Annotated in this window: 22 protein-coding genes; 10 read left to right on the forward strand and 12 right to left on the reverse strand. The window is 71.1% G+C overall.

The features are described 5' to 3' along the window. Nucleotide 1: 1 nt before the first annotated feature. The 4 genes from ABID97_RS21825 to ABID97_RS21840 all read left to right on the forward strand — a co-directional run bounded on the left by ABID97_RS21825 (nucleotide 2) and on the right by ABID97_RS21840 (nucleotide 5447). On the forward strand, nucleotides 2–310 hold the full coding sequence (locus ABID97_RS21825) for a helix-turn-helix domain-containing protein (protein WP_354400696.1): 309 nt from the start codon (nucleotides 2–4) through the stop codon (nucleotides 308–310). Between the two features lie 30 nt (nucleotides 311–340). After that, entirely contained in the window at nucleotides 341–1306 is a 966-nt protein-coding gene (locus tag ABID97_RS21830) for a bifunctional enoyl-CoA hydratase/phosphate acetyltransferase (RefSeq protein WP_354400697.1), read from the forward strand. 178 nt (nucleotides 1307–1484) lie between these two features. Next, on the forward strand, nucleotides 1485–4487 hold the full coding sequence (locus tag ABID97_RS21835; RefSeq protein ID WP_354400698.1) for a transglycosylase domain-containing protein: 3003 nt from the start codon (nucleotides 1485–1487) through the stop codon (nucleotides 4485–4487). Nucleotides 4488–4517: 30 nt separating this feature from the next. Next, nucleotides 4518–5447, forward strand: coding sequence for an SMP-30/gluconolactonase/LRE family protein (locus ABID97_RS21840; RefSeq protein ID WP_354401837.1), 930 nt, complete (start codon nucleotides 4518–4520; stop codon nucleotides 5445–5447). Here ABID97_RS21840 and ABID97_RS21845 read toward each other — a convergent pair. Genes ABID97_RS21845 through ABID97_RS21860 form a run of 4 tightly spaced genes read right to left on the reverse strand, consistent with a single transcriptional unit; the run spans nucleotide 5392 to nucleotide 10118 of the window. Continuing rightward, nucleotides 5392–6645, reverse strand: coding sequence for an acetate/propionate family kinase (locus ABID97_RS21845; RefSeq protein ID WP_354400700.1), 1254 nt, complete (start codon nucleotides 6643–6645; stop codon nucleotides 5392–5394). The two genes, ABID97_RS21840 and ABID97_RS21845, sit on opposite strands and share 56 nt — an antisense overlap. 37 nt (nucleotides 6646–6682) lie before the next feature. Continuing rightward, nucleotides 6683–7954, reverse strand: a complete 1272-nt coding sequence (locus ABID97_RS21850) for a class I SAM-dependent methyltransferase (protein ID WP_354400702.1) — start codon at nucleotides 7952–7954, stop codon at nucleotides 6683–6685. Next, nucleotides 7951–8745 carry a DUF1365 domain-containing protein gene (locus ABID97_RS21855; RefSeq protein WP_354400703.1) on the reverse strand — a complete coding sequence of 265 codons (795 nt, stop codon included), beginning with the start codon at nucleotides 8743–8745 and terminating at the stop codon, nucleotides 7951–7953. Before ABID97_RS21855 ends, ABID97_RS21850 begins: the two co-directional genes overlap by 4 nt. Continuing rightward, nucleotides 8742–10118 carry an NAD(P)/FAD-dependent oxidoreductase gene (locus ABID97_RS21860; RefSeq protein WP_354400705.1) on the reverse strand — a complete coding sequence of 459 codons (1377 nt, stop codon included), beginning with the start codon at nucleotides 10116–10118 and terminating at the stop codon, nucleotides 8742–8744. Before ABID97_RS21860 ends, ABID97_RS21855 begins: the two co-directional genes overlap by 4 nt. A 179-nt stretch (nucleotides 10119–10297) precedes the next feature. Between ABID97_RS21860 and ABID97_RS21865 the strand changes: the two genes are divergently transcribed. Then, nucleotides 10298–10885: a sigma-70 family RNA polymerase sigma factor gene (locus tag ABID97_RS21865; RefSeq protein WP_354400706.1), complete on the forward strand. Its 588-nt coding sequence runs from the start codon at nucleotides 10298–10300 to the stop codon at nucleotides 10883–10885. Further along, nucleotides 10882–11535, forward strand: a complete 654-nt coding sequence (locus ABID97_RS21870; protein ID WP_354400708.1) for a ChrR family anti-sigma-E factor — start codon at nucleotides 10882–10884, stop codon at nucleotides 11533–11535. Before ABID97_RS21865 ends, ABID97_RS21870 begins: the two co-directional genes overlap by 4 nt. Before the next feature lie 37 nt (nucleotides 11536–11572). Here the strand turns inward: ABID97_RS21870 and ABID97_RS21875 are convergent, their stop codons facing one another. From ABID97_RS21875 to ABID97_RS21895, 5 genes are read right to left on the reverse strand one after another with little or no spacing between them, the layout of a single operon-like run. Then, the gene (locus ABID97_RS21875; RefSeq protein ID WP_354400709.1) at nucleotides 11573–11989 is read right to left on the reverse strand and encodes a DUF2177 family protein; all 417 of its coding nucleotides are present in this window, start codon (nucleotides 11987–11989) and stop codon (nucleotides 11573–11575) included. 47 nt (nucleotides 11990–12036) lie between these two features. Then, a complete protein-coding gene (locus ABID97_RS21880; RefSeq protein ID WP_354400711.1) occupies nucleotides 12037–12681 on the reverse strand; it encodes a DUF6134 family protein in 645 nt (214 codons plus the stop codon). Next, a complete protein-coding gene (locus tag ABID97_RS21885) occupies nucleotides 12678–13484 on the reverse strand; it encodes a DUF1295 domain-containing protein (RefSeq protein WP_354400712.1) in 807 nt (268 codons plus the stop codon). The genes ABID97_RS21880 and ABID97_RS21885 overlap by 4 nt, the downstream gene beginning before the upstream one ends. Next, nucleotides 13477–14031, reverse strand: coding sequence for a DUF2878 domain-containing protein (locus tag ABID97_RS21890; protein WP_354400714.1), 555 nt, complete (start codon nucleotides 14029–14031; stop codon nucleotides 13477–13479). Before ABID97_RS21890 ends, ABID97_RS21885 begins: the two co-directional genes overlap by 8 nt. Beyond that, nucleotides 14028–15071, reverse strand: a complete 1044-nt coding sequence (locus ABID97_RS21895; RefSeq protein WP_354400715.1) for an SAM-dependent methyltransferase — start codon at nucleotides 15069–15071, stop codon at nucleotides 14028–14030. Before ABID97_RS21895 ends, ABID97_RS21890 begins: the two co-directional genes overlap by 4 nt. A 111-nt stretch (nucleotides 15072–15182) precedes the next feature. Between ABID97_RS21895 and ABID97_RS21900 the strand changes: the two genes are divergently transcribed. Further along, nucleotides 15183–16196, forward strand: a complete 1014-nt coding sequence (locus tag ABID97_RS21900; RefSeq protein WP_354400716.1) for a LysR family transcriptional regulator — start codon at nucleotides 15183–15185, stop codon at nucleotides 16194–16196. Nucleotides 16197–16204: 8 nt separating this feature from the next. Then, nucleotides 16205–16675, forward strand: coding sequence for a GNAT family N-acetyltransferase (locus ABID97_RS21905; protein WP_354400718.1), 471 nt, complete (start codon nucleotides 16205–16207; stop codon nucleotides 16673–16675). Nucleotides 16676–16699: 24 nt separating this feature from the next. On the opposite strand, the gene ABID97_RS21910 is transcribed toward ABID97_RS21905, so the two are convergent. Next, nucleotides 16700–17044 (reverse strand): hypothetical protein, encoded by a 345-nt coding sequence (locus ABID97_RS21910; RefSeq protein ID WP_354400719.1) that lies wholly within the window; start codon nucleotides 17042–17044, stop codon nucleotides 16700–16702. 253 nt (nucleotides 17045–17297) lie between these two features. Here ABID97_RS21910 and ABID97_RS21915 point away from each other — a divergent pair, with 253 nt between their 5' ends. After that, nucleotides 17298–17444, forward strand: coding sequence for a hypothetical protein (locus ABID97_RS21915; RefSeq protein ID WP_354400721.1), 147 nt, complete (start codon nucleotides 17298–17300; stop codon nucleotides 17442–17444). A 36-nt stretch (nucleotides 17445–17480) separates the two neighbouring features. Further along, nucleotides 17481–20732, forward strand: coding sequence for an autotransporter outer membrane beta-barrel domain-containing protein (locus ABID97_RS21920; protein ID WP_354400722.1), 3252 nt, complete (start codon nucleotides 17481–17483; stop codon nucleotides 20730–20732). A gap of 18 nt (nucleotides 20733–20750) precedes the next feature. Here ABID97_RS21920 and ABID97_RS21925 read toward each other — a convergent pair whose 3' ends face one another. Together ABID97_RS21925 and ABID97_RS21930 are read right to left on the reverse strand one after the other, a co-directional pair. Then, nucleotides 20751–21413 carry an FABP family protein gene (locus tag ABID97_RS21925; RefSeq protein WP_354400723.1) on the reverse strand — a complete coding sequence of 221 codons (663 nt, stop codon included), beginning with the start codon at nucleotides 21411–21413 and terminating at the stop codon, nucleotides 20751–20753. A gap of 58 nt (nucleotides 21414–21471) precedes the next feature. Next, on the reverse strand, nucleotides 21472–22824 hold the full coding sequence (locus ABID97_RS21930; protein WP_354400724.1) for an adenylosuccinate synthetase: 1353 nt from the start codon (nucleotides 22822–22824) through the stop codon (nucleotides 21472–21474).

The following is a 22824-nucleotide window of genomic DNA, read 5'->3' on the forward strand; positions in this document are numbered from 1 at the left end:
GGTGCTTTTTTTGTCGGTACTTGCAAAGCGCCTGAAAGCGGCTCGGCTTCGAGCCGGGTTGTCTCAGGAGAAGTTGGGAATCATGGCGGGCATCGACGAGATGTCTTCGAGCGCCCGGATGAACCAGTATGAACGGGGCAAACATGCGCCGGATTGGCTGACCGTCGAACGACTGGCTGCCGTGCTCGATGTCCCGGTCGCCTACTTCTACGCCACGGACGACGATGCGGCAGAACTGCTGCTCGCGTTCTATGCGCTCGCGCCCGATGCGCGCGGCCGCGCGCTCGAGGCGGTCCGGGCCATGTCGTGACCTAAGAACTGCCCGTCCTCCGGAGCCTGCATGCCGTCTTCATTGCCCTCATCCCCCGCCCCCACCCACCCCCACTACGACCGCCTAATCACCGCAGCCCGCGCCCTCCCTCCCCTGCGCGTCGCGGTCGTCCACCCCGCCAACGCCGTCTCCCTCGAAGCAGCCCTCGCCTCAGCCGCCCTCGGCCTCATCGCCCCCACCCTCATCGGCCCGCGCGCAAAGATCGAAGCCGCGGCACGCGAGGCCGGCGTGGACCTCTCCAACATCCCCATCGTCGACGCGCCGCACAGCCATGCCGCAGCCGACGCGGCCGTCGCCATGGCGCTGCGCGGCGAGGTCGATGCGTTGATGAAGGGCAGCCTGCACACGGATGAGTTGATGGGCGCGGTGGTGCGGCGCGAGGGCGGGCTGCGCACGTCGCGGCGCATCAGTCATTGCTTCGTGATGGACATTCCGGGGCACTCGCAGCCGCTGATCATTTCGGACGCGGCCATCAACATCGCGCCGACGCTCGACGAGAAGGTCGACATCGTGCAGAACGCGATCGACCTCGCGCATGCGCTGCAGATGCCGGCGGTGCGGGTGGCGATTCTCTCGGCCACGGAAACGGTGAACAGCAAGGTGCCTTCGACGCTGGACGCGGCCGTGCTGTGCAAGATGGCGGACCGCGGGCAGATCACGGGCGCTGAGCTGGACGGACCGTTGGCAATGGACAACGCCATCGACCCCGAGGCGGCGCGCGTCAAGGGCATCGTCTCGCCGGTGGCGGGCCGCGCCAACGTGCTGATCGTGCCCAGCCTGGACGCGGGCAACATGCTGGCGAAGAGCCTGGCCTTTCTTGGCGGCGCCTATGCGGCGGGCATCGTGCTGGGCACCCGGGTGCCGGTGATCCTCACGAGCCGGGCCGATTCGGAACCGGCGCGGCTGGCCTCGTGCGCGGTGGCCTCGATGCTGGCCAAGGCGGGGCGCGAGCGGCTGATCAAGGCGGTGGGCTGAGCGTTTCCGCTTTGCACCGCCCGAACCCGGGGAACAACGGGTTGTATGCCAAGGCGGCGGACGTCCGCCATAGGTAGTTCCTCCGACACAGAAGATTGCGAAGCGCACGCGCCAATCGGCCGCGGAAAGCGCATCATCGCGATGGACGAACCCCCGGTTCAAGACTGTGCGAGGCAGCATGACAAGGTTCAAGAAGGTCTTCTGGATCGGCGGTGGACTCGCCGTGCTGGGTGCGCTTGCGGCGTACGCGGTGGTCGACGAGCTGAAGACTTCCCGATGGCAATCGGCGCTGTGGCGCGACTTTGCCAGCGGTGCCGGCTACACGGTCGATGCGGGTGCGAGCGACGCGATCCGCTTTCCCCAGGCCGGGCCCTACGACCAGCGCATGGGCTACCACGACCTGCCCGATTTCATCCAGCGCCTGCAGCCCGAAGGCTACGTGGTCACCCGGCAGGCGCGCATGTCGCCGCGCCTGGTCGAGCTGCAGGAGCAGGGGCTTTTCGTTCCCTACCGCGAGAAGAACCAGGCCGGCCTGACGGTGCGCGACTGCCGCAACGACGCGCTCCTGCACACGCGCCTGCCCCGGCGGGCTTACGAGCGCTTCGAAGACGTGCCGCCGCTGCTGGTCAGCGCCCTGCTGTTCGTCGAAGACCGCCACCTGCTCGATGCGCAGCCGGCACAGCGCAACCCGGCGCTGGACCCGGAGCGCTTTGCCAAGGCGGCGGTGGAACAGGCGCTGCGGGTGTTCAGCCCGGGCCAGTCGGCCACGGGTGGCAGCACGCTGGCCACGCAGATCGAGAAGTACCGCCATTCGCCGCACGGCCGCACGGTGTCGGTGCGCGAAAAGCTGCGCCAGATGGCGTCGGCCTCGGTGCGCGCCTACCAGGACGGCGACGACACGCTGGCGCGGCGCCGCCAGATCGTGGTCGACTACCTCGACACGGTGCCGCTGGCCGCGCGCCCCGGCATGGGCGAGGTGCACGGCCTGGGCGACGGGCTGTGGACCTGGTACGGCCGCGACTTTCGCGAGGTGAACCGGCTCCTGGCCGACAACGCCGAGGGCGCGGCAGCGCCCACGCCGGAGATGCTCCAGCGGCAGGCGGAGGCCTTCAAGCAGGCGCTGTCGCTGATGATCGCGCAGCGCCGCCCGTCGCAGCACCTGCTGGGCGACGGCGCGGGCCTGGCGCGGCTCACCGACAGCTACCTGCGGCTGATGACCGAGGCGGGCCTGATCCCGCCCATGCTGCGCGATGCGGCGCTGACCGTGCCCCTGAACCTGCGGCCCGCGCTGCCGGCCACGCCCCGGCCCGACTTTGTGCAGCGCAAGGCCGCGACCGCGCTGCGCACCCACATCTCCACGCTGCTGGACGTGCCGCGCGCCTACGACCTGGAGCGCATCGACATGGAGGCCGAGACCACGCTGGACGCGAATGCGCAGGCGGTGGCGACGCAGGTGCTCACCAGCCTGCGGGCGCCCGCCGCGGCCAAGGCGGCGGGGCTGTACGGCCCGCACCTGCTCGATGCGGGCGCCAACCCGGCCCCGCTGATCTACAGCTTCACGCTGTTCGAGCGCGGCCCCCAGGCCAACCTGCTGCGCGTGCAGGCCGACAACATCGACCAGCCTTTCGACGTGAACCAGGGCGCGCGGCTGGACCTTGGGTCCACCGCCAAGCTGCGCACGCTGGTGAGCTACCTGGAACTGGTGGCCGAACTGCACGGCCGCTGGAGCGAGCTGGGCCCGGCCCAGCTCAAGGCGATGAAGCCGAGCCTGCGCGACCCGCTGGGCGCGTGGGCGCAGCAATACCTGCTGCGCGCCAAGGATCGCCGGCTCGCGCCCATGCTCGAGGCGGCCATGGAGCGCAAGTATTCGGCCAACCCGGGCGAGGCCTTCTTCACCGGCGGCGGGCTGCACCAGTTCGAGAACTTCGAGCGCTCGCGCAACAGCGAATTCATGACCGTGCGAGAAGGCTTCAAGCACTCGGTCAACCTGGTGTTCATCCGCCTGATGCGCGACCTGGTGCGGCACCGCATGTTCGGCGGCGCATCCGACGCCGAGGCCATGCTGCAAGACCCCGCCGACCCGCGCCGGCGCGAGCTGCTCGCGCGCTTTGCCGACCGCGAAGGCTCGGCCTACCTCATCCGCTTCTATCGCAAGTACCAGGGCCTGCCGGCCGACAAGGCGGAGGCACGGCTGCTGCGCGGCGTCCGGCCCTCGGCGCCGCGGCTGGCGAGCGTGCTGTTCACCATCGAGCCCCAGGCCACCGACGACCGGCTCGACGAACTGCTCACGCAGCGGCTGGGCCGGGAGGCGCCCTCCCCGCGCGCGTTGCAGGCGCTGCGCACCACCTACGCGGGCCTGTCGCTGGCCGATCGCGGCTACGTGTCGCGCGTGCATCCGCTGGAGCTGTGGCTGGTCGGCTACATCAAGCGCAACCCCGGCGCCACGCTGACCGACGTGCTGAATGCCAGCGCCAGCGAGCGCCAGGAGGTCTATGCCTGGCTCTTCAAGACGCGCCACAAGAGCGCGCAGGACAAGCGCCTGCGCGAGCTGGTGGAGATCGACGCCTTCGCGCAGATCCACCGCTCGTGGCAGCGGCTGGGCTATCCGTTCGAATCGCTGACGCCGTCGTATGCGAGCGCCATCGGCGCATCGGGCGACCGGCCCGCGGCCCTCGCGGAGCTGATGGGCATCATCGCCAGCGACGGCGTGCGGCGGCCGATACAGCGTGTCGGCGCACTGCACTTCGCGCGCGAAACGCCGTACGAAACGCGGCTGGAGCAGCGCAACGCCAGCGCCGAGCGGGTGCTGCCCGCCGAGGTGGCAGCCTCGGCGCGCCGCGCGCTCTTCGAGGTCGTGCAAGACGGCACCGCACGGCGGCTCAAGGGCGCACTCGTGGATGCGAACGGCCGCGTGATCGAGATCGGCGGCAAGACCGGCACCGGCGACCACCGCTACGGGCACAACGGCCGCGGCGGGCGGAATGCGGAGCGCACCATCAGCCGATCGGCCACGTTCGTCTTCATGATCGGCGACCGTTACTTCGGCACCATCATGGCCTACGTGCCCGAACCCCACGCCGCGCGCTACCGCTTCACCAGCGCGCTGCCGACCCAGCTGCTGAAGTCGCTCGGGCCGCAACTGCTGCCGGTGCTGGAGCGCAGCGGCTGCGGGGGCGACTGACCGATGCGACCGATTCCACCGATGCCACCGATGCGGATCCGCGAACTCGCCACCGGCCTGCAGTTTCCCGAAGGGCCCGTCGCCATGGACGACGGCTCCGTGCTGCTGGTCGAGATTGCCCGCGGCACGCTCACGCGCGTGCGGCACGACGGCCTCGTGCAGGTGGTGGCCGACCTGGGCGGCGGACCGAATGGCGCGGCCCTCGGGCCCGACGGCGCGGTGTACGTGTGCAACAACGGCGGCTTTCGCTGGCACACCGAGGCCGACGGCTGTCACCGCCCGATCGGCCAGGCCGACGACTATTCGGGCGGGCGCATCGAGCGCGTGGACCTGGCCACAGGCCGCGCCGAGCGGCTCTACGACACGGCCGACGGTGGCGCGCTGCGCGGGCCCAACGACATCGTGTTCGACGCGCAGGGTGGCTTCTACTTCACCGACCTGGGCAAGACGCGCGAGTGCGACATGGACCGCGGCGGCGTGTTCTACGGCCATGGCGGCGGCAGCGGCGCGCATGCCATCGCACGGCCGGTGATGACGCCCAACGGCATCGCGCTGTCGCCCGACGGCCGCACGCTCTACTACGCCGAGACCGAGGGCGCGCGGCTCTGGGCCTTCGACATCACGGCGCCGGGCCGCGTGCGCAAGGACGGCTGGCCCTCGCCGCACGGCGGCCGCATGCTCTGCGCGTCGCCGGGCGGGCACTACCAGCGCTTCGACTCGATGGCGGCCGATGCGCTGGGCAACCTGTGCGTGGCCACGCTGCTGCACGGCGGCATCACCGTCGTCGCGCCCGACGGCAGCAGCTGCGAGCACCTGCCGCTGCCCGACCGCTACACCACCAACATCTGCTTTGGCGGGCGCGACATGCGCACGGCCTACGTCACGCTGTCGGGCAGCGGAAGGCTCATTGCCATCGACGATTGGCCGACGCCGGGGCTGCGGTTGAACTTCCAGGCCTGACCCGGCCGTGGGCTGCGAGCACGCGCGCGGTGTGCCGCGCGATCACCGCTTCTTCGTCGGTCCTGAACACCCAGGCGCTGACGCGGCTCTGGGCGGTGGTCAGCCGCGCGGCGCCGCCGGCGTTTGCATCCGCTTCGATGCCCAGCCAGCTGCACTCCCGGAGAATGTGCGCGCGCAGCGCGGCGGCGTTCTCGCCGATGCCTCCGGTGAACACGATGGCATCGACCCCGCGCAGCGCCGCGGCCAGGCTGCCCATGTGCTGCACCACCTGCTCGACGAAATGCGTGATCGCCTCGGCCGCGGCGGGCAGCTGCGAGGCTTCGAGCGCGCGCATGTCGCTCGACACGCCCGAAAGCCCCAGAAGGCCCGACTCGCGGAACAGCAGCGTCTCCACCTCGTCGGCCGACATGCCTTGCGAGCGCATCAGGTACAGCACCACGGCCGCGTCCAGGTGGCCGCAGCGCGTGCCCATGGTGAGCCCGTCGAGCGGCGAGAAGCTCATGGTCGTCGCGACCGAGCGCCCCCCGGCCATGGCGCACATCGAAGCACCGTTGCCAAGGTGCGCGACGATCACGCGCTGCTGCGCGGGCGGCGGCGCCAGTTGCGCGAACTGCGCCGCGATCGATTCGTAGGACAGGCCGTGAAAGCCGTAGCGCCGCACGCCGGCATCGTGCAGCGCGCGCGGCAACGCGAAGCGCCGGTTCACATCGGGCTGCGCCGCATGAAAGGCGGTGTCGAAGCACAGCACCTGCGGCACCCCGCCGAAGGCCTGCATGGCGGCGCGCACCCCCGCCAGGTTGTGCGGCTGGTGCAAGGGCGCGAGCGGCTCGAGCGCGGCCAGCTCGTGCAGCACCGCGTCGTCGGCGCGCACCGGCGCCACGAAGTTCACGCCGCCATGCACGATGCGATGCCCGACCGCATCGATGCGCCCGCCGCCGCCCTGCCTCGCATGCCAGCCGAGCAGCGCGGCGAGCGCGCCCTGGTGCGAGCGGCCGTCGCCTTGCAGCGCTGCGTCGTGCAGCATGCGCCCTTGTGCATCGCGCACGCGCAGCCGCCCTTCCAGGCCCGTGCCCAACCCGTCGGCCTGGCCCGACCATCTGGCGGCAGGCAGCGCACCGGCGCTGGCGTCCACCTCGAACAGCGCCACCTTGATCGACGACGACCCGGCGTTGAGTGTGAGCAGCAGTGAACTGGCCATGGCCTACTTTAATCCGCCGCCGCCCGCACGGCCATGCTCAGGCGGCGGCCGGCGCGTGCCTCAGCGTGAAGAGCCCGACATCGACGCGCTCCGACAGGAAGCCCGCCTCGCAGTAGCTGAGGTAATACTCCCACAGCCGCTTGAACGCGGCGTCGAACCCCAGTGGCTCGATGGCCGGCCAGGCTGCGAGGAACCGGTGCCGCCATTCGGCCAGCGTGGCCGCGTAGCTGGCGCCGAACGATTCGGCGCGCTCCAGCGTAAGGCCGGCGCGCGCGGCCTGCGCTTCGAGCGCCCCCACCGAAGGCAGCATGCCGCCCGGGAAGATGAAGCGCTGGATGAAGTCGGGGCTGCGGCGGTAGTGATCGAAATGCGCATCGGCGATGGTGATCACCTGCACCACGGCGATGCCGCCCGGCGCCAGGCGCTCGCGCAGCGTGTCGAAGTACACCGGCCAGTAGCGCTCGCCCACGGCTTCGAGCATCTCGATCGACACGATGCGGTCATAGCGCCCTTCGACGTCGCGGTAGTCCTGCAGGCGCAGGTCGACGCGGGCCGACATTCCCTCTTCCTCGACCCGCCGGCGCGCATGCCCGAGCTGCTCGGTGGAGAGCGTGAGGCCGGTCACATGCGCGCCGTGCCGGCGTGCCAGCGCCAGCGCGAGTGCGCCCCAGCCGCATCCGATCTCGAGCACCTTGGCCTCGGGTGCGGGCGCGAGCAATTCGGCCACGCGTGCGATCTTGGCGGCCTGCGCCTCTTCGAGCGATTCGTCCCCGGTGGCGTACAGCGCGCTCGAATAGATCATCTCGGGATCCAGCCACCGGGCATAGAACGCGTTGCCCATGTCGTAGTGGAACGAAATGTTCTGCCGGCTGCCGCGGCGCGTGTTGGCGCGCAGGCGGTGCACCGCGCGGCCGAACAACCTGGCAGGCAGCGAGGCCTCGAAGACGCGGCCCCAGCCGGACTCGTTGCGAATGCCGAACTCGAGCAGGGCCGGCAGGTCCGGGCTCGACCAGTCACCGTCGCGGTACGACTCCGCCAGGCCGATGTCGCCGCGCAGCAGCATGCGCGCGAGCGGCCGCCAGCGGTGCAGGCTGATGGCCGCGTGCGGGCCTTCCGTCGCGCCGCGCCCTTCCACCCGCTCGCCATTGGGCAGTTCCACCGCGATGGTGCCGCAGCGCACGCCGCGCAAAAGGCGCACCAGCAGCCGCCGCAGCGGCCGGCGGGTCCAGGCCGCGGGAGCGAACGCCGTGGAGGGACACAGGGCATCGGCCTCGAGGCCGTTCGACGGAGAAGAAGGTGAAGTGCTCATGAGTCCTTGGTTCCAACGATGCTCACCGGTTGCGCGGGCGCGGGCGGACACGGGCGAAAGCGCGCGCCCTTGGCCCACAGGCGCAGCGCTTCCCAGTGAATGGCGGCCACCACCTTGAGGGTCAGCAGCGGATGCGAAAAGAAGACCAGCGCCAGCGCCGCATCGCCGAGCGGCCGGCGCCGTGCATCGAAGCGCGCGGCGAGCACCGGCCCCTGCGCATCCGAAGCGGTGATGCCGATGCCGAGCCCCTGGCGGTCCGCGTCGGGCAGCTCGACGCGGAAGGCATAGCGCATGTCGAGGTCGAGAAAGGGCGAGACGTGGAAGTGCTTGGCGCAATGCTGCTCGATGCGTTGGGCGTGGCGCCCAGCCTCGTCCACTGCAATGAGGTAGCTGTGGCGCTGGCCGAAGGTGTTGCTGACCTCGTAGAGCACGGCCTCGAGCCCGCCTTCGGGCCGGTCGCAAAAATAGACGCTCAGCGGATTGAAGGCGTAGCCGAGGATGCGCGGCATGCTCAGCAGCCGGATGGTGCCACCGGTGCGCAGGCCCGCCGCATGCAGCTGTTGCTCCACGTGCGGGCGCAGGCCCAGCCCATCGCCGGCGCCATAGTCGCTCTCGTGCAGGCTGAACAGGTTGAAGCGGTTGAAGGAGAAGAGCCGCAGCTTCTGCGACAGCGCCGGCAGCTCGTCGACGTCCACCAGCATCGAGAACACGCGGTAGCTCAGGCGGTGGCGCGCCGGGCGCAGCCGCTGGTGCATGACGCGCCCGACGTAGAGCGCGGAATCGTTCTTCAAGCAGCCTCCGCGGCCACGGTGGGGCGCAGCCGGATGCGGCCCGACTCGTTGGCCACGTTCCATGGCCGGCGCACGCCGCCCAGCTGCTCCGCGACGGCAAGGCCCGCCTGCAGGCCGTCCTCGTGGAAGCCCGATCCGAAATACGCGCCGCAGAACCAGGTGCGGTGCTGTCCCTGCAGCGACCAGAGCTCTTGCTGCGCGCGCATGGCGCGTGCGTCGAACACCGGGTGCTCGTACACCTCGCTGCGGATCACCTGCCCGGCGCCGGGCTCGCGCGCCGGATTGAGCGTGAGAAAAAGCGGCGTGGTGTCCTCGATGCCCTGCAGCCGGTTCATCCAGTAGGTCACACAGGGTGCCGCGTCCCGGCCGCGGTCGGCCGCGTAGTTCCAGCTCGACCACACGGCACGCCGCCTGGGCATCAGGGCCGGGTCGCTGTGCAGCACCGCGCGGTTGCGGCTGTAGCCGAAGGCGCCCAGCAGCCGGGTCTCGGCGCCGCTCGCGTCGGGCAGCAGGCGCAGCGCCTGGTCGGCATGGGTGGCGACCACCACGTGGTCGAAGCGCCGGGGAACGGCCGAACCTTCGGCGCGCACGTAGACGGCATCGGCCTCGCGCCGCACGTCGAGGGCGGCGCTGTCCAGCTGCAGCCCCAGGCCGACGCTTTCCGCCAGCCGCCGCACATAGCACGCGCTGCCGCCGGTCACGGTGCGCCATGCGGGGCGATTGCCAAGGTCGAGCAGCTGGTGGTTCTCGCAGAAGCGCACGAAGGCCTCGGTCGGGTAGTCGCCGATGCGGGCGGCCGGGGCCGACCAGATCGCCGCGGCCATCGGGTACAGGTGGTCGTCGCGGAAGGCGCGTCCGTAGCCGCGTGCATCCAGGTAGCTGTCGAGCGGCTGCAGCCCGAAGCGCGCGGCATCGGCCGGCGCCTGCCGGTAGAAGCGCACCAGGTCGCGCAGCATCGACCAGAAACGCGGGCGCGCGAGGTTGGCAGGCTGCGCGAACAGGCCGCGCAGCCCGCTGCCCGAATATTCCAGCCCGCCGCCGTCCAGGCTCACGGCAAACGACATCTCGGAGGGCTGCGTGGCCACGCCCAGGTGCGCGAACAGGGCCGTGAGGTTCGGGTAGGCCGATTCGTTGTAGACGATGAAGCCGGTGTCGACGGCGATCGCCCCGGCGCCGGCGCCCACCTGCACGGTGTTGCTGTGGCCGCCGGGCCGGCTGTCGGCCTCGTACACCGTGACGCGGTGCCGCTGCGACAGCAGCCAGGCCGCCGACAGCCCCGAGATGCCGCTGCCGATGACGGCGATGTCGAGCGCCGCCCCGCCGGCGGCTCGGGTGGACGGCGGGGACGCGTCGGGCGCGGCGGCAACGGTCATGAAAGCTCCGGAAACAACATGTGCCCACTTGTACGCAGCCGCCGCGATTTTGGATTTGCGGTCGAGCCTGCTGTGATCTAATTCCGCCGACGGTGCGTAGGAGCAGCATGAACACCGCCCGACACCCCCAGGCACCGGTCCTCTCGCGGACTCGACCGCGAGCGCCCTGGCTGTCGATCGTGACACTGCATCAGGGCCGCGACGCGATGCCGACAAGCGAAGAACTCAACAGCCTGGCCGAAGCCGTGGCGCGAAACGCCGACAGGCAGGCTTTCGCCGCGCTGTTCAAGCATTTCGCGCCGCGCGTGAAGTCCTATTTGATGCGGCTCGGCACGTCCGAGGGCCTGGCCGAGGAGCTGGCGCAGGAGGCCATGGTGAGCGTCTGGCGCAAGGCGCAGAGCTTCGACGCCGGCCGCGCCAATGTCTCGACCTGGATCTTCACCATTGCGCGCAACCTGCGGGTGGACCATTTCAGGCGCATCGGCAACCGCACGGCCGAAGTGGACGAACTCGACGGCGACGAGACGCCCGACACCCTTCCCCAACCCGACGAAGTGCTGCTCACGCGACAGCGCGAGGCCGGCGTGCGCGAGGCGATCGCGCAGCTGCCGGCCGAGCAGGCGCAGGTGCTGCGCCTTTCCTTCTACGAGGAGCAGCCGCATTCGCAGATCGCAGAGGCGCTGGGCCTGCCGCTCGGCACCGTGAAATCGCGCGTGCGCCTGGCCGTTCGCCATCTGCGCCGGCTGCTCGACGGACTCGAACCATGACCATTCAACACCATCCTGGCGACGAACTGCTGCTGGCCCATGCGGCGGGCAGCCTGGAGCTCGGGCATTCGGTGGTCGTCGCCAGCCACGTCGAAGGCTGCGCGCATTGCCGCGAGCGGATGCGCGTCTTCGAGGCGGCCGGCGGCGTGCTGCTCGAAGAACTCTCGCCCCAGGCCCTGGCACCCGACGCGCTCGCGCGCACCCTGGCCGCCATCGACGCGCCGCCGCAGCCACGGCCGCGGCCCGCTCCCGTGCCGCAACCCCCTCTTCCGCCCGGCATGGCCTGGCCGCGCTCGCTGGCGGGGTGTCCCGCCACGCGCTGGCGCTGGCTCGGGCCGGGCATGCGCTGGAGCCGCGTGACGCTGCCGGACGACCCGGCGGCCAACGTGTTCCTGCTGCGCATCGGCGCGGGCAAGAACCTACCGATGCACACCCACAGCGACTCCGAGCTCACGCAGGTGCTCTACGGCACCTTCCATGACGGGCGCTCGATGTTCGGACCGGGGGATTTCGACGAGGCCGACGGCAGCTTCCATCACCAGCCGGTGGTGCAGGCCGGCGGCGAATGCATCTGCCTGGCCTCGGTGCGCGGGCGGGTGCTGTTCAACGGCGTGGTGGCGCGCACGCTGGGCGCGCTGGTCGGCATGTAGCTGATGCCGGGCAGGCCCCTTGGGGCCCGCCGCTGCGTCAGCGGCCGGCGCCCAAAGCCAGCGTGATCCTGGCGGCGGCGGCCGCAGCCGCGGCGGTGACGAAAGTGCCCCAGCACAGGTCTGCGATCGTCACCGTCCACGCCCAGTCCTTGAGCGTTGCCTGGTTGGTCAGGTCGTAGGTCGCATAGGCCATCAGCCCGAGCAGCGCGCCGAGGCCGAGCGCGGTGAGCCATCGGCCGCTCGCGAGCGCGGGCGACACCGCGAACACCACCACGCCGGCCAGGTAGATCGCGTAGAACGCCACCGCCGGGCCGAGCGCGAAACGCTCGAGCATCAGGTGGCCGATCGCGGGGCGATAGAGCCGGTCGGCCATGACGGTGAGCCAGATGGCGTCGAGCACCAGGAAGACCACGGCGGAGGCCGCGTAGGCGATGGCGAATTGCCGGAGGGACATGGAACGCTCCTGATGAAACAAGGACAAGAACCGATGGATGCGGCGGATCACTTCAGGCGATAGGACAGATTGCGCCCGCCGTCGACGGTCGAATCCAGCCCGAGCCACTCGCCCTCGGCCGAATACCAGACGTCGATCGGCTGTGCCGGCCCTTCGATGCGCCAGCGCGTGCCCGCCACGCGCCGTCCGCGCACGTCGAGCATGCCGCCGCCCGCTGCGCGCACCTGCACGCTCTCGCTGCGGCCCGTCTGCGCATTGAGCAGCCGCGCCTGCCGCTGGATGGCGGGGTTCCAGTACGCGAAGCTCATCACGCAGCCCTTGAGCGCCTGCGTGCCCGCGTCGGTGACCACCGCCAGGCCGTCGCCCTCGGCTTCGGCGCGCACGCGGCTGGACTTGCCGTCGTCGTCGGTCGTCGCATCGAGCCCGGCCAGGCAGTCGCCCCGCCAGCTCTCGACCGCGCGATGGCGGTAGCGGTAGACGGTGAGGCCCAGCAGTTTCACATTGAACGCGGCCTCGCTCACCACCTTGCGCGCATCGGCGGGGCCGGCCACGCTGAAGCGGTGCTCGCCGATCGGCTTCTCGTCGAGAAAGACGCTGAAGTTCCAATCGTTGGCGTGCACGGCAAGGGGCGCCGCCGCGCAGGCGGCCAGCACTGCGGCACGCCGCAGCCAGCCGTGCCGGCCCGGCGTCATGGCGCCTCCTTGCGCACGGGGCCGGGCACGAAGGCGTTGGTGCGCGCGATGTAGGCGCGGTACGCGGGGCGACGTTCGGCAATGTCTTTCTCGAGCAGGCTCACACCCGAGACCTTGAGCAGCAGCACGGTCATGAGCACCGGCGACACGGCGCTCCATGCGCCGCCCCAGCCCGAGCCCGCCATGGCCATGAGCCACAGCCCCCACCAGACGCAGGCCTCGCCAAAGTAGTTGGGGTGCCGCGTGTAGCGCCAGAGGCCCCGGTCCATCACCTGGCCCGCGCTCGCGCGGTCGGCCTTGAAGCGCGCCATCTGCGCATCGCCGACCGCCTCGAAGCCGATGCCGAAAACTGCGATCGCAAGGCCGGCCACGTCGAGCAGGTTCAACGCGGGGCTGCCCACCATGCCGGCCAGCAGCGGCGCCGAGACGATCCAGGCCAGCACCGCCTGCAAGCCGAACACGAGCCAGAGGCTCTTGAGGCCGAAGTTCGGCTGGTTGCGCTCGCGGATCATGCGGTAGCGCCGGTCTTCGCCATGGCCCCAGTTGCGGCGCGTGATGAAAAGGCTGAGCCGCAACGCCCATGCAGCAGCCACCAGCAGCATGCAGAGCCCGCGCGGCCCCGCCTGCGGCTGCAGCAAGAAGAAATACACCGCGCCCGCACCCGCGATGCACAGCGCCCAGACCCGGTCGACCAGGCTCGCATCGCGCCGCACCAGGCTCGCAAGCCAGGTCGCAATTGCCAGCGCCGCGGTGAAGGCGAGCCCGGCGAGGGCCGTGCCGGCAAGGCCCGCGTTCTCAGCCACGTTGCGGCTCCGGAACGCTGACCCCGTCGAAGCGAACGGAAAGCCACACCAGCGCCGGCATGAGCATCGCCCAGACCAGCGCCAGCGTGATCAGCGCGGGCTGCGCATCGACGAAGCGCGCGCCGCCAAGCCGCACCCCCGAGGCGAAAGCCAGCGGACCGGCAAGCGCGCCGAGCCCCGCGGCCAGCCAGGGCCGTGGACGGAGCCAGCGCATCGTCACGTTCAGTGCAATGGCGAGCAACCCCCAGAGCGCCACCATCCAGTAGGGTGCCAGCTGCGGCACCGGCTGGCCCGACGGATAGGCCACGTGGCCCTGCAGCACGACGGCGGTTTCGATCGCGAAGCCCGCGAGGCAGGCCAGCGCCACCAACCGCGCCTCCTGCACCGGCCGCGCCGATACGCACAGGTGCCAGCCGATGGCGGCCGCCACGCAGGCCGTGCCGGCCAGTGGCATGCCATGCGCCGCGCCCAGCACCGCGGCGAACCACGCCAGCTGGAACACGACGAAGTTGGACAGCTGGACGGCGCGCGTGGGCCTTGCCGTCATGCGCGCCGCTCGAACAGGTAGTGGCTCACCCACCAGCGCTGGCCGTCCTCGAAGCCGAACAGCTCGGCCACCGACATGAAGAAAAGCCGCCAGCGGGTCCACCACACCTCGGCGGCGTCGCCGTAGGTCTTGCGGAACAACGGGAACAGCATGGTGCGGCGGCCGTCCATGTTCCGCAGCCATGCCTCGGCGGTGCGTTGGTAGTGCGTGCCATCCCAGCGCCACTGCTCGAGCACGCGGAGGTCGTCCTGGCAGCGCAGTGCGAGATCGTCGCTCGGCATCATGCCGCCGGAAAAGAAGTGGCGGCTCATCCAGTCGCTGGCGTCGCGCTCCTCGAAGGCATAGGGTGCGTCGCGGTGCGCGAACACGTGCATGAAGAAGCGGCCTTCGGGACGGAGCCAGCGCGCCACATTGGCGAAGGCGCGCGGCCAGTTGCGCAGGTGCTCGAACATCTCGACCGAGACGATGCGGTCGAAGCGCTCGGCCGTGTCGAAGCGGTTGAAGTCGCGGGTGACCACGCTGAGGTTGTGCAGCCCGAGCCGCGCGGCTTCGATCTCGATGTACTCGCGCTGCGAATGCGAGTTGGAGAGCGCCGTGATCCGGCTCGCCGGGTAGTGCTGCGCCATCCAGAGCGACAGCGAGCCCCAGCCGCAGCCCAGTTCGAGCACGTCCTGCCCGTTGCGCAGGTCGGCGCGGGCGCAGGTGGCCTGGAGCGCCGCGGTCTCGGCCTGCGAAAGGCCGTCCACGCCCTCGGGCCAAAAGCAACTGCTGTACTTGCGGTGCCGGCCCAGCACCGCGCCGAAGAAGCCCGCCGGCACTTCGTAGTGCTGCTCGTTGGCCTTTTCGGGCAAGGGGGCGAGCGCGGCGGAGCGCATGCCGCGCAGGAACTCCCCGGTGAGCTCTGCGGTGCCGGCCGCGGCGCCGCCGTGCAGCTCGGCCAGCCTCGCCTTCAGCAGGCGGCGGATGCCCAGGCGCACCAGGCGGTCGGGCACCAGGCCCTGCTCGACCGAGCGGATGGCGATTTCTGTGGCTTGCGGCATGCGCATGGGTCCTTGTTCGCGGCCCCGGGAGCGGTGCCGCCACGCCCTATACGCAGCAACCCGCCGGCTGGATCAGCGCCCTTTGGCGGGAACTGGAACAATGCAGCCACCATGGACGGCCTCGATCTCATCAAAACATTCCGCGAAGTGGCGTTCCGGCGCAGCTTTTCCCGCGCAGCCATCTCGCTGGGCATGTCGAAAGCCACGGTCAGCCGCTATGTGGCCGAGCTCGAAGAGCGCAGCGGCGTGCGCCTGCTCAACCGCTCCACCCGTTCGCTGAGCCTGACCGATGCCGGCCAGGTGCTGCTGGACCGCAGCGCCGAGCTGGTGAACATGGCCGAGGCCACGCTGAACGACCTGCAGGCCCACGCCTCGAGTCCGCGCGGGCGGCTGCGCATGAGCGCGCCGCACGGGCTGATTGCCGGCTGGCTGTCCGACGTGATCGCGGAGTTCATCCAGCTGTACCCCGACGTGTACGTGAGCCTGGTGTTCACCAACAGCGAGATCGACCTGATCGAGGAAGGCATCGACATCCACCTGACGGGTGGGCGCATCGACGACATGAACCTCATCGTGCGCCGGCTGGTGCCGTTCGACATGGTGGTCTGCGCGAGCCCGGCCTACTGGGCCCGGCGCGGCATTCCCCGCGTGCCCGAGGACCTGGCCCGCCACGACGTGCTGAGCTATTCGGCCAAGCCCACCACCCACCTGCCCTTCGAGACCGATGGCAAGGCCGTCGACGTGCCGGTGCACAGCCGGCTGGAGGCCAACGACGCGGTCGCGCTCATCGAGCTGGCGCTGCGCGGCGCGGGCGTGGCCTACGTGCCGGAGCCGCTGGCGCAGTCGCACCTGGAGCGCGGGGCGCTGGTGCCGGTGCTGCGCGAGCACATGCCGCACGACCACTGGCTGTATGCGGCGTACTCGCAGCGGCGCCACAACAGCGCGGCCATGCGCACGATGCTCGATTTTCTCGAAGAGTCGATGGGGCCGGCCGGCGAGCCGCCCGTGTTCCCGCCGCTGCCGAACCTGGCGCCGGTGACATGCGCCCTTTCCAGGGAAGCCGGCCTTGCGCGAGCCACCGCGTCGGCAGATAGAACAGACAGGCCACGACGCCAGGCACGATGATGCCGATGATGACCACTTCTCCCGCTTCCCTCGTGATCCGCCCTCCCACGCGCGACGACTTCGCGCGATGGAAGCCGCTTTGGGATGGCTACAACGCCTTCTACAAGCGCGAGGGTCCCACCGCCCTGCCCCACGAGATCACGCAGGCCACATGGCAGCGCTTCTTCGATGCCTACGAACCGGTGCATGCGCTCGTGGCCGAGCGCAACGGCCAGTTGGTCGGGCTCACGCACTACCTTTTTCATCGCAGCACCACGCGCATCGAACCGGTCTGCTACCTGCAGGACCTGTTCACGCTGCCCACCGAGCGCGGCCGCGGCGTGGGACGCCAGCTGATCGAGGGTGTATGCGCGCACGTCAAGGGCGTGGGCGCACACCGCCTCTACTGGCAGACGCACACCACCAACGCGGCCGGCCGCAAGCTCTACAACAAGGTCGCCACGCACGACGGGTTCATCGTGTATGGGACTTACGTCTGAGGGCCTGCCCGGCGCCGTCTTTTCTCAGTACTTGATGGTGACCCCGGCCTTCACGCCGTTGTTGGTCTTGCCATCCGACAGCACGCCGCCCGTGAGGGAGACGTTGCCGCCGGTGCTCGCGCCCAGCGAATAGGTGGGCCGGGGCGTGGAGGTGTCGGTGCCGATGTAGGTTCCGCTGCCGTCGGGCCGCTGCACGCCCACGGTCGCGCCCTTGGTGTAGGCCGAGGTTTCGGTGGGATTGATGTTGGGGGCCACGTAGAGGGTGCCTTTCTCGTCGCTGTCGACGGGCAGCTTCACGGGTTCCGCCATGGCAGCGGCGGCGGCCCAACAGGCGGCCGCGCCGAGGCACGCAAGGATCAGTTTGCTCATGCCTCCATCCTCACGGCTGAGCGACGCCGTGCCTGTAGGACAAGAGGAGGCACGCGGCACGCGACGCCCTTGCGCGGGCAGGCGATTTGTCACCCTTCCCGGCAGATGCCGCGGGACGCTTGTCTCGCCTCGAAAGTGACGCACGGCCCATGTGCGCGGGCAGCGCAATTCCTACAGTGACTCCACGGCGAAACGCCCGTGCCCAGCGCAGGGAACGGGCGGCGCCGGTCGGCCATAACCACCGGGGACACGCATGGAACCGCTCGAACCGCGGCAAATAAATTTCGCGAGCCTGCTTCGGGAAGACGCAGGCATGTCGTTCGTCGAGTTCGCCCTGCTCGGGTCGCTGGCGGTGGTCGTTTTTCTGCTCCTGCTGCTTGCAGCGCGGCGCGCCGCCTGAAGGCGCGACAGACCGATCCCACAGGAAGGTGAAACCATGAACAGGATATTCCGCACTCTCTGGAACCCCGCCCGCGACGCCTGGGTGGCCGCACCCGAAATCTCACGCGGCCATGCGCGCTCGGCCAGCGTGGGCAGTGGCCATCGCGCGGCTGCGCTGTGCGGCCTGCACGCCATCGCCATCGCGGTGCTGTCCCTCAGTGCCGCCACGGCGCTGGCCGCTGGCGGCGTGGGGGGCCAGCCCACCAACACCGACCTGCACGGCGGATCGGGCGGCAGCGACGGCAGCGGCGGCGCGGGCGGCCTGAACGACATCAACCTCGGGGCCCGCGGCGGGGACGGCGGCTCGTCGACCGAGGCAGGCGTGGCAGCGGGGTCCGCCGCGAGCATCGGCTCTTTCGCGGGAGCGACCGCAGGCGCGGGCGGTGCGGCGGGCGCGTTGCCGGGGGCCGACGGCAGCGCGGGCGAATCGCAGACGGGCGGGTTCGGCGCGGGCAACGGCTATGGCGGCGGGGGCGGCGGCGGGTCCTACGGGCTTGCGATCGGTCCCGGCACGGCCACGTCCTTCGGCAGCATCACGGGAGGCCGCGGCGGCGCCGGAGGCGATGGCTTCTGGGCGGCCGGCGGCGGCGGCGCGGGGGGCTACGGGTCGACGCTGACCGGCCCCGTCGGCAACTACCATGCCTTCGGCAACTCGACGGGCGGCGCCGGCGGCAAGGGCGGCGATGCGTATTCGCAGGGCGGTGGCGGCGGCAGCGGAGGCGGCGGATTCTTCCTCCGCGCAACAGCGCCGGGCCTCGGCTTCGCCAACAGCGGCACCATCGCCGGCGGTGCCGGTGGGGCCGGCGGCTCCGAACTGCTGCCGGCCCGCTTCAACGCGGCGGGCGGCGGCGGCGGTGCCGGTGGGCACGGCGTCACGCTGGCCGGCAGCACCGTGGCGGTCGAGAACACCGGCCAGTTCATCGGCGGCGCCGGGGGCGCGGGTGGTGCCAGCGGCGGCGGAGCGGGCGGCAGCGGCGGGCCCGGCAGCGGCGGCGATGGAGGCATCGGCTTCTGGTCGACCGGCGCGGGCGCCACGCTGGTCAACGGCGGCACCATCGCCGGAGGAACCGGAGGCATCGGTGGCGCCAACAGCAATGGCGGTGCGAGCGGCGCCCATGGCACCGGCGGCGAGGGCGTGGTGGGCGCCAACCTCTCCATCGCCAACAACGGCACCATTGCAGGTGGCCTCGGCGGCGATGGCGTCACGCGCGCCGCGGCCGTGAGATTCACCGGCGGCAGCAACAGCCTGACGGTGAACGCGGGCTCGTCGCTCACGGGCGCCATCGGCATCGACAGCGGCGCCACCGCCCGCGTGATCGCCGGCGCCGGCGGCCTGGACATGGCCAACGCGCTGCGGATCGATGGCACCGGCACCATCGACACCCACAGCCATGCGATGGCGTGGTCGGGCCCGATCTCGGGCGTCGGCGGGCTCGTGAAGGATGGCGCGGGCACGCTGACGCTCGGCGCAGCCAGCACGTACACGGGCCCCACCAACGTCGCCGCGGGCACCCTGCGCGCGGGCGCGGCCAATACCTTCAGCCACGCCAGCAACTTCACGGTGGCGCCGGGCGCCACGCTCGACCTGGCCGGCCACAGCCAGACCATCGCATCGATGGCCATCGGCGGCACCGTCTCGCTGCTGAGCAGCGTGCCGGGCGCCACGCTCACGGTGCAGGGCCCCTGGGTCGGCAACGGCGGCACGCTGCGCCTGGGCACGGCCCTCGGCACGAGCAGCAGCCTGAGCGACCGGTTGATCCTGTGCGGGTGCTCGGCCGTCGCGAGCGGCACCACATTCATACAGATCACCAACCTGGGCGGCCTGGGCGCGCTGACCACCGGCAGTGGCATCGAGGTGGTGACCGCGATGGACGGGGCCACCACGACCGCACAGACCACCCGCAGCGCCTTCGTTCTCGCGGGCGGCCACGTCGACGCCGGCGCCTACGAGTACCGCCTGCATGCGGCCGACGCTGCAGGTGCGGGCGAGAACTGGTACCTGCGCTCCGGCATCATCGTCGTGCCGCCGCCTCCTCCTCCTCCTCCGCCGCCGCCTCCTCCTCCACCTCCACCACCTCCGCCGCCGCCCGCGCCACCGGGACCGCCTGCGCCTCCAGGACCGCCTGTGCCGCCTGCGCCACCGGCACCGCCTGCGCCACCAGCGCCACCGGGCCCGCCGACGCCTCCGGCTCCGCCGGGGCCACCACAGGGCAACGGCCGCGACGGCAACCCGCTGGGCGAAGACGTCGGCACGCCATCGACCGTGGCGGTGCCCACCTACCGCGTCGAAGTGCCGCTGTACGCCGCGCTGCCCGAGCAGTTCCGCCAGGCCAACCTGGCCATGGTCGGCAACCTGCACCAGCGCGTGGGCGACGACGATGGCGCGGCCCATGCCGCCACCGCCGCGAACAGCCAGGGATACCGCCAGGTCTGGGGCCGCCTCATCAGCATGGACCGCACCATCGGCCAGGCCGGCACCGCCAGCGCGCGCAGCGAGGGGCGGCTCACGGGCTTCCAGGCCGGCGTCGACCTCTGGGCCAACCCGGCCTGGCACGTGGGCCTGTACGTCGGCGAGCTCGAGGGCCGCATGGACGTGAACGGCTTTGCGCGCGGCCTGCCGAACTACGCGGTCGGTTCCAGCCAGCTGCGCAGCCAGTACCTCGGTGCCTACGCCACCTGGAAGAACGACGGCGGCCTGTACCTGGACGGCGTGCTGCAGGCCGGCCGCCACCGCTACACCGCATCGACCGCGCTGGGTTCCGCGGGCTCGGGCAAGGGCAACAGCCTGCTGGCGTCGATCGAGGTGGGCCAGGGCTTTCGGATCTCGCCGGACTGGATCGTCGAGCCGCAGCTGCAGCTGGTGCACCAGCGCGTGAGCCTGGACGACGCCAGCATCGCCGGGGCGCTGGTGCAGCAGGACAGCCACAGCGGATGGGTGGTGCGCGCGGGTGTCCGCATCAAGGGCGAGATGACCACGGGTGCCGGCCCGCTGCAACCCTATGCGCGGCTGAACCTCTACCGCAGCAGCAGCGGCACGGACGTCACGCGCTTCATCGGTCCGGCGGGCTACACCGACATCGCCAGCCGCACCGGCGGCACCAGCACCGAGCTGGCCGCGGGCGCCACGCTGCGGCTCACCCCGGCCATGAGCCTCTATGGCGAGGTGGGCAAGCTGTGGGCCTCGGGCGGCGGGGCGCGCGTGAAGAGCGGCATCAACGCCAGCGTGGGGCTGAAGGTCCGCTGGTGAGGCGCCGCGCCTCCGGCGCTACGGCCTTGGCTGGGTCGTCACGGCCGCGGGCGCACCCGGCATCGCGAGCGGGTTGAGTCCCGGCGCCGCCACGCGCGTCAGCGTGTTGCGATCGGTGTGGTGGAACGGCTCGGCCTGCCCCTGGATCTGCATCACGGTGTCCTGGTCGTACGACCAGGTGCCGTCGGCATTGAGGGTCACCGTGATGTTCCACGCCACCGTGGTGAAGGCGTGCTCGATGAAGGGGTTGGACACGATGCCGTTCACCAGGCTGCCGCGCTCGGCACTGAGCGTGAAGCGCGTGTCGCCGGCCTTGGCATGGCCGCTGGCCATGGCCACCTGCCCGCGCGGGATGGCCAGCGTGTGCAGCACGGTCTCGGTGGCCGGCTCCCAGAGCCAGTAGCCCACCTGGTCGTGGTACATCTTGGTGAGGCCGGGCTTGTGGATGTAGGTGTGGTAGCGCAGCCCATACAGCAGCTGCGGGCCGTTGGTCTGCGGATCGATCGGCTGGAGCTCGTAGCGCTCGATGTAGACCTGCGTCTTCGGGCCTTCGCGCTTGGGCTTGACGTCCACGCCGCGGCTGCCCTCCCAGACGCCGGCCATGGCCCGGAGCGGCCCGAGGTTGGCCAGCGTGTCGGGGTCGGCGTCGGGCTCGGTGTAGATGTCTTCGGACGGGTTCATGGTGGGCTGTCGGTCGTGGTGATGGCTTCGGATTCTGCTTCAGAGCCGGGCGGCTTCTTCAGGAATCGTTCCCCGCATGCAAGGACCGCACCGCGCCGCGCGTGGGCCCGAACGCGCCATGGCGCACGCGCCGGCCGCTCAGCGCTTCGACACGCTCGATCCATGCCTCGGCATCGGCGATGGCATCGGGCTCGTAGAGCGGCTGCGCGCTTTCCAGCAAGCGGGTCAGGCGATGCTGCCGGTCGAGATCCGGCGCACCGCCGGTGAACGGAAGCGATGCAAGGCGGGTCCCGTCATCGGCGCTGCGATAGCCCGCGCACCAGCGCAGGCCCGCACCGGCCACCGCGTCCAGGTGGCTCGCCACCAACCCGTCGAGCGGGCCGACCGCGTCGAGCGCATAGCGCAGCAGCACCGCATCGGGATGGCCGCGGCGGAACGCGCCCTGCCAGCCTTCGTCCGCGTTGTGCGGTTCCGCCATCCGCGCGTCGAGCGCGCGGTCGTGCGTGGGCAGCGGCCCGGGGCCGTGGCGCGTGAGATAGCTGCGCAGCACGCCCAGGTGCTGCACGGGGGCGCCGATGCCGGCGTCCCGCAGCACGGCTTCGACGGCGGCGGTGGAGATGGTGCTCCAGGTGGTGTGCGGATGAAAGCCGCGCCACTCGTCCAGCAGCACGCCCTGCGCGCCTTCGAACAGCACGCTGCCGGGACGCGCGAGGCGCTGGCCGATGGCATCGGCACTTGCGGGCGGCGACAGCCGCAGGCATGGCGCCGCCGCATCGAGCCAGCGCCGTCCAACCCCCGCATCGCCGAGCAGCGCCAGCTCCTGCGCGGCTTCGGCATGCGGCGCTGCGAAGCCTTCGAATTCGCGCCGCAGCGTGATGCGCAAGGCCTCGAGCTTGTCGAGCGCGAGCGAGGGCTGCCGCAGGTCGCCGTAATGCAGGGCCGTGCCGGGTGAGGCCAGCGCCTGCCGCACCGTTTCGCCGACACCCACGCCGCAGCTGCCATGCGCCGCCGCGCCCCGGGCCCATTCGCGCAGGCGACCCGCGGCCTGGTGGAACGGCGTGGTGACGCGGCAGCGCGCATCGACCAGCAGGCGAGCGAAGGCGTCGCCCACGCCCACGCGGCAGAGCGCTTCTTCCTCGACGCGCAACGCGGTCGGGTGCACCACGACGGGGCTGGCGAGCACGGTCGCCACGCCGGCGTGGAAGCTGCCGGCGCCGAACTGGGAGAAGGTGTGGTGGCGGCCATCGGCCAGCACGACGTTGTGGCCGGCCTGCGCGCCGCCGTTGAAGCGCACCACGGTGTGGGCGCGCAGCGCGCCGCACAGGTGGTCGGTGAAGAGGCCCTTGCCGCAGTCGCCGAAGCCGAGGCCGAGCAGCGAGACGTAGCGCGCCGGGTGCGCCGCGGAGCTCAC

Origin of the sequence: Variovorax sp. OAS795 (assembly GCF_040546685.1) — a bacterium.
Classification (GTDB): domain Bacteria; phylum Pseudomonadota; class Gammaproteobacteria; order Burkholderiales; family Burkholderiaceae_C; genus Variovorax.